Here is a 16,007-nt window from a genome sequence, read left to right as displayed (position 1 = left end):
TCACTGCGAGGCTCCCGGCGCGGTGGTCAGCGGCTGTTGCGGCACGGCCTGCTGCGGCACGCTCTGCGGCTGCGCGGGCGTTGCTTCCGGCAACGGCTGGGCCGGCACCGGCGCCACCTGGCGCTGCAACTGCTGGCGACGCATCTTGTCGAGATCGAACAGGTTGCCGGCCGGCGTGCCGCCCTGGCTCGGACCGATCGGCATCGGCGGGACGATCGGGTCGTCCTTGTCGCGCATCACGTTGTTGTCCGACTTGTATGCGCCCGTCACGCCCTGGATGTAGTCGTAGCGGTTGGCCGTCACTTCCTGCGCGGTACTGCGATCGGAGATGATCACCGGGCGCAGGAATACCATCAGGTTGGTTTTCGCGCGCACCTTCGATTCCGAACGGAACAGCTGGCCGATCCACGGGATGTCGCCGAGCAGCGGCACCTTGCTGTTCGATACCTGGTAGTTGTCCTGCATCAAGCCGCCGAGCACGATGATCTCGCCGTTGTCGGCCAGGATCGTCGACTGGATCGAGCGCTTCGTGAAGGTCGGGCCGGTCTGCGAGCTGGTCGTGCCGGCGACGACCGCGGAATCCTCGGTATAGAGCTGCAGCTTCAGGATCCCGCCGTCGGTGATCTGCGGCTTCACGTGCAGCGTCAGGCCGACGTCGCGACGATCGTAGGTATTGAATGCATTGCTCGTGGTGCCGCTCGTCAGGTTCGAATACGAGCCGGTCGCGATCGGCACGTTCTGGCCGACGACGATCTTCGCTTCCTCGTTGTCGAGCGTGATCAGGTTCGGCGTCGACAGCACGTTCGCGTCGTTCACGCCCGCAAAGTACTGCAGCAGCGCGCCGAGCCCCTGCACGCCGAACATGTTGTGCAGCCAGCCGATGTTGAGCCCTTGGGCCAACTGGCCGAGATTGGAGGCCAGCCCGCCGCCGGTGACCCCGCCGGCTGCGTTGGTCAAGCCGCCCGCCGTCAGGTTGACGATGCTGTTGCCCAGGCCGCCCGACGGATTCAGGTTCGTGCCGCCGAGGAACTGGCCACTCGCCACCTGCCACTGGATGCCAAGGTTGCCGGACGTATTCGAATTCAGCTCGACGATCAGCGCTTCGATGTAGACCTGCGCGCGCCGCGCGTCGAGCTGGTCGATCACCGAGCGCAGGTTCCGGTAAACCGGATCGGACGCGGTGATGATCAGCGAGTTGGTCGCCGAGTCGGCCTGGATCATCCCGCCCGGCTGGTTGTCGTCGTTCTTCTCCTTGTCGCCGCCGAGCAGGCCGCCGCTGCCGAGGCCGCCACCGTTGGACGAGCCGCTGCCGTACGACGACGAAGACGACGAACCGCCAAGGCCGCCCGACGGCAGCGGCGGGGTGCCCGACGTGCCGGTCGAGAAGTTGCCGCTCGACGACGAGCCGCCGCTCTGGTTGAAGCTGTTCGCATCGTTGGACGACGCCGACGAGCCGCTGTCGTTGCCGCCCTTGCCGAGCATCCCGCGCAGCGTCTTCGCGAGCTTCACCGCATCGGCGTTGCGCAGCGGCACGACGTGCATGTTGCCGGGCACCGCGCTCGGCGCATCGAGCTGCTGCGCGAGGCGTTTCGCGGCCGCCAGGCGCGACGCGTTCGACGCACGCAGCAGCAGCGAGTTGGTGCGCGGGTCGGCCGTGACCGATACCTTCAGCGTCGCGTCGCTGTTGCCGATCGCGCCCGGGTCGAGCATCTTCTGCATCTGCGCGGCGAGGTCGATCGCGTTCGCGTTGCGCAGCGTCACGACCTGCACCTGCGAGCCCGCGGCGCTGTCGATGCCCGAGATGATCTGCGCGATGCGGCGCACATTGTCCGCATAGTCGGTCACGACGATCGTGTTGTTCGCCGGGTAGGCCGTCACCGTGTTGTTCGGCGAGATCAGCGGCCGCAGCACGGGCAGCAGGTTGTTCGCCGATTCGCTGTGCAGTTCGAACACCTGCGTGATCACCTGGTCGCCGCGCGCCTGCGGCGCATTGCCGACATAGGTCGGCACGCCCTGCAGCTTCGCGTCGGCTTCCGGCACGACCTTCAGTACGCCGTGATCCTGCACGAGCGCGAAGCCCTGCATGCGCAGCGCGGACTGCAGCGTCTTCAACGCCTGGTCTTCCGGCACCGGCCGTTCGGCCACGAGATTGAGCTGCCCCTTCACGCGGGGGTCGACGATGATGGTCTTGCCGGTCGCGGCGCCGATCGCCTTCGCGACCTGGTCGATATCCGCATTCACGAAGTTGAGCGTGACCTGAGCGTAGGCGGCCTGCGAGACGATGATGCCGGCCACGAGCAGGGTCGTGGCGATACGCCGCATAACGAAGCGATTTCTTGTCATGGATGAATGGGTCGATGCCGGCTCAGGCCACTTCCGGCGGTAGTGCTGGGATCCAGGTCCGAAAGAGGCGACATTAGCAGTTTTTCATGTCCGAAATATCACATTGATCCGAAGACTGTCTCACATACGACATGTATCCGGCGAGCCGTATGCAATATGTAAGGATCGATGTCATACTCCGCATGCCGGCCGTCGCCTCCCGCCGCCGTCCCAATTTCGCGATGAACCGACACGGAAATGCGGTATAGCCGGGCTGTCGTATTCCTGCCTGTCGCAATCCGGCGGTCTGCCGGTATGATACGGGCGGCGCGTTTCTCGTCGCACTAATAAACAGGCACGGGTTTTCCCCGAGCTTCGCGCAATTCCTTTTCGTTTCCGCACGATGAACAGACGGTTCGCTTCGATCGCGTTGATCGCCGCCGGCGCGTGGTTCGCCAGCGGCAACGCACGCGCGGACTGTTTCGACGAAGCGGCCAAATACCAGCAGGTCAATCCGCTGATCCTGCGCGCGATCGCGTGGCAGGAGTCGCGCAACCGGCCCGGTGCGCTGAACAAGAATACGAACGGCTCGGTCGACTACGGCCTGATGCAGATCAATTCGATCCACCTGCCGACGCTGTCGCGCTACGGGATCGGCCGCGACACGCTGATGGAACCGTGCAAGAACGTGTACATCGCCGCGTGGCATCTCAGACAGAAGATGAACCGCTACGGCAACACGTGGCAGGCGGTCGGCGCCTATCATTCGGAAACGCCGTCGCTGCGCGACAAGTACGCGCGGCAGATCGCCGGCATCCTGACGCAATGGAAGTTGCTGTCCACGCAGACTGCTCAAACTGCTCAAACCACTCCGGCCTCTCAGGCCGCGCAGTGATGCCGCGCCGCATCGCCGGCTGACGCCGGGCCGGCCGGCGCGCGTTTGATGCACAATGCGGGCTGACGCCGCCGTTTCGCCCGCATGCGGGCCGATCGCGCCCCGGCAGGGCGCCGCGGCCGCTTTTTCATCTTTTCCGTTGGTGCATATCATCATGAATCCGGCAATGAAACAGCCGTTGCCCGTCACCGTGCTGTCCGGCTTCCTCGGCGCCGGCAAGACCACGCTGCTCAATCACGTCCTCGCGAACCGCGCGGGCCTGAAAGTCGCGGTGATCGTCAACGATCTCGCGGCGGTCAACATCGACGCGTCGCTCGTGCGCGATGCGCAGGCGCTGTCGCACGTCGAGGAACGCCTCGTCGAAATGTCGAACGGCTGCATCTGCTGCACGCTGCGCGACGATCTGCTCATCGAGATCCGCAAGCTCGCGTCCGAGGGCCGCTTCGACGCGATCATGATCGAATCGACCGGTATCGCGGAGCCGATGCCGATCGCCGAAACGTTCACGTTCGTCGACGACGACGGCGCGTCGCTGTCGGCCGTCGCGCGGCTCGACACGCTCGTCACCGTGGTCGACGCGTACAACTTCCTGCGCGACTACGGCTCCGACGACGCGCTCGCGACGCGCGGCATCGCCGCGTCGGAAGACGACGACCGCACGCTCGTCGAGCTGCTGATCGAGCAGATCGAATTCTGCGACGTGCTGGTGATCAACAAGGCCGACCTGGTCGCCGCGGACGATCTCGCGCGCCTGCAGCATATCCTCGCGCGCCTCAATCCGCGCGCGCACCAGGTCGTATCGACGTTCGGCAACGTGCCGCTCGACGAAGTACTGAACACCGGCCGCTTCGATTTCGACGAAGCCGCGAATGCGCCGGGCTGGCTCGCGTCGCTCGACCACGATCACACGCATTGCGACGACCCCGACTGCCATGACGACCATCATGCGCACGTGCACGGCGAAGCCGACGAATTCGGGATCGGCAATTTTGTTTACCGCGCGCGCCGGCCGTTTCACCCGGCACGGCTCTGGGCGCTGCTGCATCAGGAGTGGCCGGGCGTGCTGCGCAGCAAGGGTTTCTTCTGGCTCGCGACGCGCAACGACATCGCGGGTTCGCTGTCGCAGGCGGGCGGCGTATGCCGGCACGGGCCGGCGGGTTCGTGGTGGGCGGCGCAGGATCGCGCGGAATGGCCGGACGACGACGAGTTGCTCGCTGAAATCCGCGCCGAATGGCTGGGCGATCTCGACGATCGCACGGTCGGCGATCGCCGGCAGGAACTCGTGCTGATCGGCATCGCACTCGATGCCGATGCGTGGCGCGCGAAACTCGACGCGTGCCTGCTGACCGATGCGGAGTTCGCACTCGGCGCGACGGGATGGGCGGCGTTCGACGATCCGTTCCCGGCGTGGGACGTCGATTCGCACGACGACGACGATCACGGCGACACGCAGATCGTGCATGCGTGATCGCGTGTAACGGCTCGTAAAAGTAACCGTTAACTTTTGCAAGAGCGGTGCGGACTGTGGCGAAAATGCCGCGCGCGCCCAACAAAAAACCCGCCGAAAGGCGGGTTTTTTTCTGGAACAGGCGCGGGTTTAACGCTTGTTGACGGCGTCCTTGAACGCCTTGCCAGCCGTGAACTTGACCGTCTTGGCTGCCGGGATCTTGATGGTTTCGCCCGTCTTCGGGTTGCGGCCCGTACGTGCTGCGCGCTTGCCCGAACCGAAGCTGCCGAAGCCGATCAGCTGAACCGCATCACCCTTCGACACGGCCTTCTTGATGACTTCGAGCAGCGTGTCCAGCGTTTCGCCGGTTTGAGCCTTGCTGGCGCCCGTTTGGGCGGCGACGGCGTCGATCAGTTCCTGTTTGTTCATTAAGGTTCCTTTATCAGGTTAGGTTGACACGAACAGCGCGAACGCGCCGATTATACGTGCGCGAACCGTGCCGTCGAGAGTCAGACTCCGACGACACAGCGCCGAATCCTGGCCCGCGCGACGCGCCCTCCGGCTTGCCGGCGGCCACCCCGCGGTACGGCGTTGCTATGATAGCGCAGCGCAAACCCAATAACGACAAGGGTTTCAAAGATTTTCATCGGTATTTCGCCGAATGAATCGCCGATTGACCGTTTTTTGACCTGCGCCAAGCGGACAGGATACGCAGCGTGGTCGGCCCGTACGTCACCCCGTTGCCCTTTTCCAACGGCCGGTCGGACGGCCTCCCGCAATCCCTTGCCAGGCTTGGCCGCCACGTTTTTTGTTTCGCATGCCCGACCGACTTGTTTACGCCACGCTCGCGCTTCGCGACGACGGCACGCTCGTCTCGCCCGAGTTCGGCGAGCTTCATCGCGGCGCATCCGGCACGCTCGCGCACGCGCATCGCACGTTCGTCGCGGGTAACGGGCTGCCCGCCCGCTGGCAGCGGCGCAGAACGTTCACGATCGTCACGACCGAGTTCGGCGCGGGCGCCGGCTTCCTTGCGGCCTGGGCCGCGTGGCGCGACGATCCTGCGCGTTGCGAACGGCTGCATGTCGTCGCGCTCGAGCCGCACCCGTTCTCCCGCGACGACCTGCGCCGCGCGGTTTCCCATATGGTTGCAGGCACAACCATATCGGCAGACGTCGGCGCATTGATCGATGCATGGCCGATCCTCGTGCCGGGCCTGCATCGGCTCGAATTCGACGAAGGACGCGTGGTGCTCACGCTCGCGTTCGGCAATGCGATCGATCTGTCTAAGAAGCTCGTCGCGCGCGCCGATGCGTTTTTTCTCGATGGCGCCGCGGCATCGAACGACGGGATCCGCGCACTCGCGAAAATCGCCGGCAAACACGCGACGTTTGCGACGCATGCAAAGTCCGACGACGTAAAACACGCGCTCGGCGAAACAGGTTTCACGTTCCGCGAAGTCGACGATCGTCTCGTCGGCGAATATGCGCCGCGCTGGCGCGCGCGCCGGCACGAGCCGCCGCGTGCACTGCCCGTCGCCGCGCGCCGCGCGATCGTGATCGGCGCGGGCCTCGCCGGCTGCGCGGTGGTCGAACGCCTGGCTGCGCGCGGCTGGGACGTCACGCTGATCGAGCGGCACGAACGGATCGCGAGCGAAGCGTCGGGCAACCCGGCCGGGGTTTTCCATCCGTTGATGACGCGCGACGACAACGTCGCGAGCCGGCTCACGCGCGGCGGCTTCCTGCACGCGATCGCACGCTGGCACGCCCTCGAACGCGCGGGGCATGCGTTCGCACGCAGCACGCACGGGATGATCCATCTCGCCGAATCGGCCGACGATTTTGCGCGGATGCGCGACGCGTTCGATGCGTTCGGCGCACCGTCCGACTACGTCACCCTGCTCGATGCCGAGGCCGCGCGTGCGCACCTGAATCTGCCGGTCGCGCATGGCGGCCTGCTGTTTCCGCACGGCGGCGCCGTCTGGCCGGCCGGGCTGTGTGCCGCGCAATATGCGGCGGCCGGCGAGCGCGTGCGCCTGCTTGCGTCCACCCGCGTCGCGCGGCTCGAACGGCGGGGCGACACCTGGCATGCGCTCGACGATACCGGCGCCACGCTGGCCGATGCCCCAGTCGTCGTGCTCGCGAACGCGGGCGACGCCGCGCGTCTTGCCGGGCTGCGGCATGTCGCGCTGCAACCGGTGCGCGGCCAGCTCACGCTGTTGCCGCCGGGCACCACGGCGCCGCTGCCGTGCCCGGCGATCGGCGACGGTTACGCGGTCCCGCTCGACGACGGCACGCTGCTGATCGGCGCCACGTTCGAGCCCGACGATACCGATCCCGCGATGCGGACGGCCGGCCACGTCGAAAACCTCGAGCGCGTGCGGCACCTGCTGCCGGGCCTGATCGGCGACCTGCCGGACCCCGCCACGCTGCGCGGGCGCGTGGCGTTCCGCTGGGTCGTCGGCGACCGCCTGCCGCTCGTCGGCCCACTCGCCGACGAAGCGCAGGCCACCGCGAACGCACGCGCGCTGGGCGGTGCGCAGGCGCGCGACCTGCCGCGCATGCCCGGCCTCTACGGCGCATTCGGCTTCGGTTCGCGCGGCCTCGTGTGGGCTGCGCTCGGCGCCGAGCTGATCGCGTCGCAACTCGAAGGCGAGCCGTGGCCGCTCGAGCGCGAACTCGCCGACGCGGTCGATCCCGCCCGCTTCCTGATCCGCGCGTTGCGCGCACGCCGCGTCGGTTCGACGGGCTGATCGGCCGCGCCTTTCTCACAGTTTCCCGATTTTCCCGTGCAAGGTTATCCACGCCACGCTGTGGATAACCGCGCAAAATCCGCACGCACTTCGTGTGTAATCACAGTGGACGTAAACTGGGTAACTCGGCACAGCTGTGAAGCGGCCCGAAAGTTGCTCAACTCAAACGTCTGTGCACGAACAGCCTGTGCAATCGGTTATGGTTTCGCCAACGCCTTGATATGGCAGCGTAAACCGGAGTTATCCACAGAACTGTGCGCCCTTTGTTAACTTCTACTATGTATATATACAAGTAAACCTTTGAAACCAAAGACCTGTGGTGCCGCACAGCGCCGCGAGTCGATTCAATCGGTTCCAGAGCGAAAAACCTGTGGCACAATCGGTTTCCTTCGCGTTCGTTCGGCCAGGCGCCGGACATGCTTCAATGGAACGGTCGGCACGATTTCGAATCTGAATCTTCGAGACTGCGCTGTCCGTTCACACACCAGGCCGACAATCCAGATCGGCAACCTGAACGACGTTCCGCCTTGTGGCGGAACAGGCGGACCCCATGTACCGCCATCGTCGAGCACAACAATCACATTCGGGGCGATACCCAGCCGGCGCGCATCCATTCCTGACGCTTGACCCCGCGTCGCTGGCGGTTGCTTCCAAAGGAGAAGTCACCACGATGAAGTCGGCGTTCTCATTCCTGCCCAACTGGCCGCTTGCGCCGGATGCCGTGTTCTGGGCCGGGCTCGCGCTCTTCGCAGCCGGCCTGTGCGGCGAGCTGTGCTATCGCGCGTGGCGCCTGCCGCGCATCACCGGCTATGCCGTGATCGGCCTGATCGCCGGTTCATTCGGATTCGGCGTGATCGACGCGAGCACCGACGAAACCTCGCGACTGCTGATGGACGTCGCGCTCGGCCTGCTGCTGTTCGAGCTCGGCAGCCGCCTCGACCTGCGCTGGATCCGGCGCAATCCGTGGCTCGTCGCGTCGAGTCTCGCGGAAGCCACGCTCACGTTCGTACTCGTGCTGTTCGTGATGCTCGCGCTCGGCGTATCGGGGATGGTCGCGCTGGTGCTGTCGGCGATTGCGATCGCGACGTCGCCGTCGATGGTGATCCAGCTCAAGACCGAACTGCGCGCGGAAGGGCAGGTGTCGCAACGCCTCATCACGCTCACCGCGCTCAACAGCGTGTATGCGATCGTGCTGACCAAGCTCGTGACGAGCTGGCTGCATCAGGAAGCGTACGGCAACGTTTTCGCGACGATCCTGCAACCGCTCTACCTGCTCGCCGGTTCCTTCATCGTCGCGTATCTCGTCGCGCGTTCGTGCAATTACCTGTTCCGTCACATGACCGCGACGATGCGCGACGAGCATTCGTTCGTCGCGCTGTTCGGGCTCGTGATGCTCGCGATTGCCGTCGCGCAGGCGTTGAAACTGTCGACGCTGCTCACGCTGCTGCTTGCCGGCATCATCGTGAAGAACCTCGAAGCGCGGCCGCAGCTGTGGCCCGAGCATTTCGGCACGGCCGGATGGCTGCTGACGGTGGTGCTGTTCGTGCTGACGCTCACGTCGTTCACGTGGGGCGACATCGCGCTCGGCGGGCTGCTCGCGATCGTGTTGATCGTCACGCGGCTCGTCGCGAAGCTGGCCGGCGTCGTCGCGTTCGCGAAGCCGAGCGGCATCGGGATGAAGCAGGGCGTCGCGCTCGGCATCGCGCTCACGCCGATGTCCGCGCTGTCGTACCTGCTCGTCGACGATACCTACCAGCTCTATCCGAATTTCGACCCGCACCTGCGCGCGATCGTGATGTGCTCGATCGTGATCCTGCAGCTCGTCAGCCCGTTCGTCGTCTACCGCTGCCTGTCGGCGGTCGGCGAACGCAGCGACGGCAACTGATTCCGGAACCTGCCATGGCACTCGAAACCTTCGTCAATTCCGAACCGTTCACGTTCGGCGTCGAACTGGAGATCCAGGTCGTCAACACGCACAACTACGACCTGACCAAAGCGGCATCCGACCTGATGCGCCTGATCCAGGGCGAGACCTTTCCGGGCAACATCACGCCGGAAATCACAGAAAGCATGATCGAGCTGTCGACCGGCATCTGCCATTCGCACGAGCAAGCCGTCGGCGAACTGCATGCGATCCGCGACGTGCTCGTGAAGGCCGCCGACCAGCTCAACGTCGGGCTGGCCGGCGGCGGCACGCATGCGTTCCAGCAATGGAGCGACCGGCAGATCTACGATGCGCCGCGCTTCCAGTACATCTCCGAGCTGTACGGCTATCTCGCGAAGCAGTTCACCGTGTTCGGCCAGCACGTGCACATCGGTTGCCCCGATCCCGACAGCGCGCTGTTCCTGCTGCACTCGATGTCGCGCTTCATTCCGCACTTCATCGCGCTGTCCGCGTCGTCGCCATTCGTGCAGAACGTCGACACGGGTTTCCATTCGGCACGCCTGAATTCGGTGTTCGCGTTCCCGCTGTCGGGCCGCGCGCCGTTCGTGCTGACCTGGGACAGCTTCGAGGAGTACTTCACGAAGATGGTGAACACGGGCGTCGTCAACTCGATGAAGGACTTCTACTGGGATATCCGGCCGAAGCCCGGCTACGGCACGATCGAGGTGCGCGTGATGGACACGCCGCTGTCGGTCGATCGCGCGGCGGCGATCGCCTGCTACATCCAGACGCTCGCACGCTACCTGCTGACCGACCGGCCGCTGAAGCTGTCGGAGGACGATTACCTCGTCTACACGTTCAACCGTTTCGAAGCGTGCCGCTTCGGGCTCGAAGGCACCTGCGTGAATCCTCAGACGGGCGAGCGCCGCACGATCGCGGAAGACATCCTCGACACGCTCGACCGGATCGCGCCGCATGCGGCCGTGCTCGGTTCGCGGGCGGCGCTCGACGAGATCGGTGCGCTCGCGAAGGCGCGCGTGAACGACGCATCGTGGTTGAGAACCGTTTTCAAACAGGAAAAATCGCTGAACGAGACGGTCCGGCAGCAGTGCTTGCGTTGGCGCGAGTGAAAAAATGTTTTGCAGATTGCGGGATCGACCGCGGCGCGATTCGCTGAATGGCGTTCGCTGCCATGTCCGGCCGAAATCGTTGTCGGGCGTCCTGAAAATCTGTGGATAACCCGATATTCCACTGCAAAGTCAATGCTCTGCGGGCGGGATAACCCGGTGGATCATCGGCGTGCGGCCGATGGCCGATCCGAACAGGAAAATATCGGCGCGCCCCGTTTCGCGGGCGCGCGACATTGCACGCACAACGAAAAAATCCGGTTATCCAGCGATTTTCCACAGAGTGCAGGGGATAACTTAGCTGTGCGATTTTCCGCTCTCGCTTAGAATGTCGGCTTTGCGGACACCGGAAACGATGCGTGTCTCTCCGGTCGCCGCGAACGCGACCGCCGCGTGTGCCTCGCGACGGCCGTGCTGACGCCACTCGAAAGAGTGCGTCTGTTTTGAGATGGATTCGATCTCCACACTACGGCCGCTCGGCCATCCGGGCGGCGGCAAAGCGAAAAGACTATGAGCGAAGGCGTTTACGGGAACCAGGCTGCGGGACGTGTGACCCACAGCCTGCTGCGGTTGAGCACGGCCATGCGGAGCGAGGCATGGGATTGGGCGGAAGGCGCTGGCCTCACGCCGACGCAGGGCGAGATTCTCGTGCTGCTGCTGCAGCGCAAGGGCCCGATGCGGCTCGGCGAGATCGCGCGCGAGACGCAGCTCACCGCGGCCACCACGAGCGATGCGGTCAGCACGCTCGAGACGAAGGGGCTCGTTGAGAAGCGCCGTGCGCTGGACGACGGCCGGGCACTGGCCGTGCGCCTGTCGGCGCGTGGCCGCACGGCCGCGAAGAAGGCGCTGCAATGGCCTGAATTCCTGACGAAAGCGGTCGGCAAGCTCGGCGCGGACGAGCAGGGCACGCTGTATCGCGCGCTGCTGAAGACGCTGCGCGAGCTGCAGGTGGCCGGTGCGACGCCGCCGCAACGCATGTGCCTCACGTGCACGCATTTCCAGCCGGGCAAGCTGTCGAAGAAGACCGTGCATCACTGCGCGGCGCTCGACATTTCGATGTCCGACAGCGATCTGCGTCTCGACTGCTCGGTGCAGGAAGAAGCCGACGCGGCGACGCAGAAGAAGACCTGGAAGATTTTCGCAGGCTGACGTCCGTCGATCGACCGGGAGGCCGATGATGAACGCTGAAGTCGTGGCGATCCGCCACGTGCATTTCGAGGATCTCGGGAGTTTCGAGCAGGTGCTCGGCGAACGCGGTCGACGGGTGCGCTACGTCGATGTCGGATCGTCGCGGGTCGAGGTGCTCGACGTGCTCGAGCCGTCGCTGCTCGTCGTGCTCGGCGGGCCGCTCAGCGTGTACGACGATGCACAGTATCCGACGATCGCGCCGCTCCTGGCGCTCGTGCGCCAGCGCATCGACGCGGGGCTGCCGATCCTCGGCATCTGCCTCGGCGCGCAGTTCATCGCACGGGCGCTCGGGGCGCACGTCTATCCGGCCGCACGGCACGAACTCGGCTGGACGCCGCTGACGCTCACCGACGCCGGTCGTGCGTCGCCGTTGCGCCATCTCGACGGCGCGACGACGTCGATGCTGCACTGGCATGGCGATACGTTCGACCTGCCGGGCGGTGCGATCCATCTCGCGTCGACGCCGGCCTGCCGCCACCAGGCATTCGCATGGGGGCAGCACGTGCTGGCGCTGCAATGTCATCCCGAGATCCGCACCGAGCGCTTCGAACCGTGGCTGATCGCGAACGCCGGCGAAATCGCCGCGACGCCCGGTGTCGACGCGCGCCAGTTGCGCGCCGATACCGCGCAGCACGGCCCCGCGCTCGAGACGGCCGCACGGCGCATGTTCGCGGAGTGGCTCGGCAGCGTCGGGCTCTGACGTCGCGGGCAGCGGCTCCCCCCGCTGCCAAGGTGAGTCCGGCCTGCATCCGCTGCGGGCCGGCGCATCGCCGTACACCGCACGTTCCGCGGACCGCCGGCATCCGGCCGGCCGTACCTGACCATCCGCTTACTGTCGATCGCGCCGTCTGCACGCTTCAGGCGTGCGTGCTACGCTCGTCCGCTCTTTCCCTTTCCTGACGAGCGGCTTCCATGACAGCGCTGTTTTCTCCGTTCACGCTGCGCGGCGTAACCCTTCCGAACCGGATCGTGATTTCCCCGATGTGCCAGTACTCGGCCGAACGCGGCGAAGCGACCGACTGGCACATGATTCACCTCGGCCATCTCGCGCTGTCGGGCGCGGGGCTGCTGTGCATCGAAGCGACCGCGGTGGAACCCGACGGGCGCATCACGCATGGCGACCTCGGCCTGTGGGACGACGTGACCGAAGCCGCGCTGAAGCCGGTGCTGGCCGCGATCCGCAAGCATTCGCCGGTCCGCGTCGCGATGCAGTTGTCGCATGCGGGCCGCAAGGCGTCGAGCGCGGCGCCGTGGGAAGGCGGCCAGCTCGTGCCGGTCGCCGACGGCGGCTGGTTGCCCCACGGGCCGTCGGCCGTGCCGCACAAGGACGGCGAGACGCCGCCGCTCGCACTCGATGCCGCGGGCCTGAACCGCATCCGCGACGCCTTCGCGGCGTCGGCCCGGCGGGCCGCGCGGCTCGGCATCGATGCGATCGAAGTGCACGCGGCGCACGGCTACCTGCTGCATCAGTTCCTCTCGCCGCTCGCGAACCGGCGCACCGACGAATACGGCGGCTCGCGCGAAAACCGGATGCGGTTTCCGCTCGAGATCTTCGAGATCGTGCGCGCCGCGTTTCCGGAAGACCGGCCGGTCGGCGTGCGCGTGTCCGCGACCGACTGGGTCGAAGGCGGTTGGGAGCTCGACGATACGATCGCGTTCGCGCACGAACTGAAGCGCCGCGGCTGCGACTGGATCGACGTGTCGTCCGGCGGCGTGTCGCCGCTCCAGAAGATTCCGCTGTCGCCCGGCTATCAGGTGCCGTTCGCGCAGGCCGTGAAGCGGGCGGTCGGCATGCCGACGATCGCGGTCGGCCTGATCAACGAACCCGGGCACGCGGACCGGCTGATCGAGGCCGGCGACGCCGATCTCGTCGCGATGGCGCGCGCGATGCTGTACGACCCGCGCTGGCCGTGGCACGCGGCGGCCGAACTCGGCGCGCAGGTGACGGCGCCGCCGCAATACTGGCGCTCGCAGCCGCGCGAGCACAAGGCGCTGTTCGGCGACGTCGCATTCGGCCAGCGCTGAGCACATCGCGCAATATTGCGCGCGATGTTGAACGAAGCAATCGTGAACGTGTAGGATGCGGGTGATTCGCCGCATGCCCCGACGCGGCACCGACCGGTGCCGCGTTTTCGTTTGGCGCGGCGTCCGGCCGCGATCGCGGCCGCTTCCATTCAAGTCGTCTTCACAAGGGATCGTTCGATGAGTTCACGCAGGATCGCGGTGCGCCGCTCGGGAGTACACGGCAAGGGCGTGTTCGCCGTGGCGCCGATCAAGGCCGGCGAGCGCGTAGTGGAATACAAGGGCGAGCGAATCTCGTGGAAGGAAGCGCTGCGCCGTCATCCGCACGACCCGAGCGAGCCGAATCATACGTTCTACTTCGCACTCGACGAAGGCGGCGTGATCGACGGCAAGATCGACGGCAACAGCGCGCGCTGGATCAACCATTCGTGCGCGCCGAACTGCGAAGCCGAGGAGGTCAAGGGCCGCGTGTACATCCACGCGCTGCGCGACATCGGGCCGGAAGAAGAGCTGTTCTACGACTACGGCCTCGTGATCGACGCGAAGCTGACGAAGAAGCTCAAGCGCGAATACGCGTGCCACTGCGGGGCGGAGTCGTGCCGCGGCACGTTGCTCGCGACGTCCGACGAAGGCGGAAAGAAGAAAAAGAAGAAGGACAAGGACAAGAAGGACGGCAAGTCCGCGTCCGGTTCGAAGGACAAGAAGAACAGGAAGTGATGCAGGCGGCGGCGCATCTCGCGCTGCCGCTGTCGTTTCAGCCGACGGTTGCCGCGTCGTATAGGCCGTCGTTCGCTTTCCTTCCCCGGCGGGCCGCCCGGTCAACGGGCCGGCGGCTGCCCGCCGCGAATCGCTCAGTGCGTCGGCGCCGCGGCCGGCGTTTCGCTGGCCGGTTTCTCCGTATGCGCGGCGAGCGGCACCCTCACCACGAAGCGCGAGCCGCCTTCCGCTGCATCCTCGTACGACACGGTGCCGCCGTGCATCGCAATGATGTCGTGCACGATCGCGAGCCCGAGCCCGGCGCCCGTTTCGACGCCGTTGCCGCTTTGCGCGTCGCCGCGGAAGAAACGCTTGAACAGGTCGGCCTGCTGGTTCGCGGGCACGCCGGGGCCGTTGTCCTCGACGACGATCTCGGCGGCAGGCTGGCTGTCCTCGAGCGCCGCGCGCGCGACGTTCACCGTGATCCGCGCGCCGTTCGGCCGCGCGAGCGGCACGTATTTCAGCGCATTGTCGAGCAGGTTCGCGATCACCTCGCGCAGCAGCACGGGGTTGCCGCGCACGATCAGCTTCTCGTCGTCGCCCGCGTCGTCGCTGCGCTGGAAGCCGAGGTCGACGTGCGACGCGAGCGCGCGCGGCACCCATTCGGCGCCCGTCTCGAACGCCATCGCCGCGAGATCGACATCGACGAAGCGTGCGGCCTGTTCGCCCGGCTCGGCACGCGCGAGCGACAGCAACTGGTTGGACAGCCGCACCGCGCGGTCCGCGGCCGCGCGCAGCTCGCGCACCGCGGCGTAGGTCTGGTGCGGGTCGCGCGCGACGGCCGCCTGCTCGGCATGCAGCTTCACCGCGGTGAGCGGCGTGCGCAGCTGGTGGGCGGCATCGGCGATGAACTTGCGCTGCGCGTCGAGCGCGGTCTTCAGACGGCCGAGCAGCGCGTTCATCGCGCTCGTCAGCGGCCGGATCTCCAGCGGCACGTCGGTTTCGTCGACCGGTTCCAGCGACGTGTGGGTCTGCCGGTTCAGCGAATCGGCGAGATGCGTGAGCGGGCCCAGTTGCTGGTTCACGACGCGCCACACGATGCCCCAGCCCGCGAGCAGCAGCAGCAGCAGGGGCATCATGATCGCGACGAGGAATTCGGCCGCGATCCGGTAGCGGTGCCGTACCGGCTGCGCGACTTCGACGACCATCGGCCGGCCGCCTTCGACGTTGTCGACGCGCACCTGCGCGACCCGCACCGCGCGGTTGTCGTATTCGGCCTCGAACACGTACGCATGATGCATGCGGCGGACGTTGATGCCCTGCAGCGGCAGCTTCGGGTCGCCGGCGAGTTCCTGCTCGCCGTCGCTGATCCGGTAGATCAGCGCTTCGGCCGGATCGGAGAACATCGCCTGCGCGAGCGGCGGCACCGTGAACGGCGCGTCGGGGCCGGCGATCTGGATCTGTTTGGAGATGGCGGTCGCGAGATCGGCGAGCGAACGGTCGATCACGTGCTGCGTGTATTGCCACGCGAGCCAGTAGGCGATCAGGCCGCTCATCAGCGCGAGCATCGACAGCGGGGCGGCGAGGCGCCGGAGCAGCGAGCGGCGCAGGCTGGTGGTCACAGCCGGATCAGGAGACATTTCGACGGGCAAATGGATAAGCGCCGCTCACGGGGA

General features: G+C 66.3%; 12 protein-coding genes. 9 read left to right on the top strand and 3 right to left on the bottom strand.

Annotation, left to right across the window (positions count from 1 at the left end):
* Window positions 1-2,343, bottom strand: coding sequence for a type II secretion system secretin GspD (gene gspD / locus C4B30_RS16945; protein WP_105132730.1), 2,343 nt, complete (start codon window positions 2,341-2,343; stop codon window positions 1-3).
* 382 nt (window positions 2,344-2,725) lie between these two features.
* On the opposite strand from gspD, the gene C4B30_RS16940 reads away from it, so the two are divergent.
* Both C4B30_RS16940 and C4B30_RS16935 read left to right on the top strand, forming a co-directional pair.
* Window positions 2,726-3,217, top strand: a complete 492-nt coding sequence (locus C4B30_RS16940; RefSeq protein ID WP_105132729.1) for a lytic transglycosylase domain-containing protein — start codon at window positions 2,726-2,728, stop codon at window positions 3,215-3,217.
* A 154-nt stretch (window positions 3,218-3,371) separates the two neighbouring features.
* A complete protein-coding gene (locus tag C4B30_RS16935) occupies window positions 3,372-4,685 on the top strand; it encodes a GTP-binding protein (RefSeq protein WP_105132757.1) in 1,314 nt (437 codons plus the stop codon).
* Between the two features lie 129 nt (window positions 4,686-4,814).
* Here C4B30_RS16935 and C4B30_RS16930 read toward each other — a convergent pair whose 3' ends face one another.
* Complete coding sequence (locus C4B30_RS16930; RefSeq protein WP_006401505.1) at window positions 4,815-5,093, bottom strand: HU family DNA-binding protein; 279 nt, start codon at window positions 5,091-5,093, stop codon at window positions 4,815-4,817.
* Between the two features lie 388 nt (window positions 5,094-5,481).
* On the opposite strand from C4B30_RS16930, the gene mnmC reads away from it, so the two are divergent.
* From mnmC to C4B30_RS16885, 7 genes are all read left to right on the top strand, one after another.
* The gene (gene mnmC, locus C4B30_RS16925) at window positions 5,482-7,413 is read left to right on the top strand and encodes a bifunctional tRNA (5-methylaminomethyl-2-thiouridine)(34)-methyltransferase MnmD/FAD-dependent 5-carboxymethylaminomethyl-2-thiouridine(34) oxidoreductase MnmC (protein ID WP_105132728.1); all 1,932 of its coding nucleotides are present in this window, start codon (window positions 5,482-5,484) and stop codon (window positions 7,411-7,413) included.
* A 670-nt stretch (window positions 7,414-8,083) separates the two neighbouring features.
* The gene (locus C4B30_RS16910; protein ID WP_105132726.1) at window positions 8,084-9,298 is read left to right on the top strand and encodes a cation:proton antiporter; all 1,215 of its coding nucleotides are present in this window, start codon (window positions 8,084-8,086) and stop codon (window positions 9,296-9,298) included.
* 14 nt (window positions 9,299-9,312) lie between these two features.
* Window positions 9,313-10,428, top strand: coding sequence for a YbdK family carboxylate-amine ligase (locus tag C4B30_RS16905; RefSeq protein WP_105132725.1), 1,116 nt, complete (start codon window positions 9,313-9,315; stop codon window positions 10,426-10,428).
* Between the two features lie 507 nt (window positions 10,429-10,935).
* Entirely contained in the window at window positions 10,936-11,574 is a 639-nt protein-coding gene (locus C4B30_RS16900) for a MarR family winged helix-turn-helix transcriptional regulator (protein WP_027783136.1), read from the top strand.
* Between the two features lie 28 nt (window positions 11,575-11,602).
* On the top strand, window positions 11,603-12,313 hold the full coding sequence (locus C4B30_RS16895) for a glutamine amidotransferase (protein WP_105132756.1): 711 nt from the start codon (window positions 11,603-11,605) through the stop codon (window positions 12,311-12,313).
* A gap of 212 nt (window positions 12,314-12,525) precedes the next feature.
* Window positions 12,526-13,638, top strand: coding sequence for an NADH:flavin oxidoreductase/NADH oxidase (locus C4B30_RS16890; protein WP_105132724.1), 1,113 nt, complete (start codon window positions 12,526-12,528; stop codon window positions 13,636-13,638).
* Window positions 13,639-13,815: 177 nt separating this feature from the next.
* Window positions 13,816-14,352, top strand: a complete 537-nt coding sequence (locus tag C4B30_RS16885; RefSeq protein WP_105132723.1) for an SET domain-containing protein — start codon at window positions 13,816-13,818, stop codon at window positions 14,350-14,352.
* A 134-nt stretch (window positions 14,353-14,486) separates the two neighbouring features.
* On the opposite strand, the gene C4B30_RS16880 is transcribed toward C4B30_RS16885, so the two are convergent.
* The gene (locus C4B30_RS16880) at window positions 14,487-15,971 is read right to left on the bottom strand and encodes a sensor histidine kinase (RefSeq protein WP_027783140.1); all 1,485 of its coding nucleotides are present in this window, start codon (window positions 15,969-15,971) and stop codon (window positions 14,487-14,489) included.
* Between the last annotated feature and the right edge of the window lie 36 nt (window positions 15,972-16,007).

This window comes from Burkholderia sp. BE12, from assembly GCF_002959955.1.
Classification (GTDB): domain Bacteria; phylum Pseudomonadota; class Gammaproteobacteria; order Burkholderiales; family Burkholderiaceae; genus Burkholderia.
This window is presented reverse-complemented; position numbering and strand designations above follow the sequence as displayed.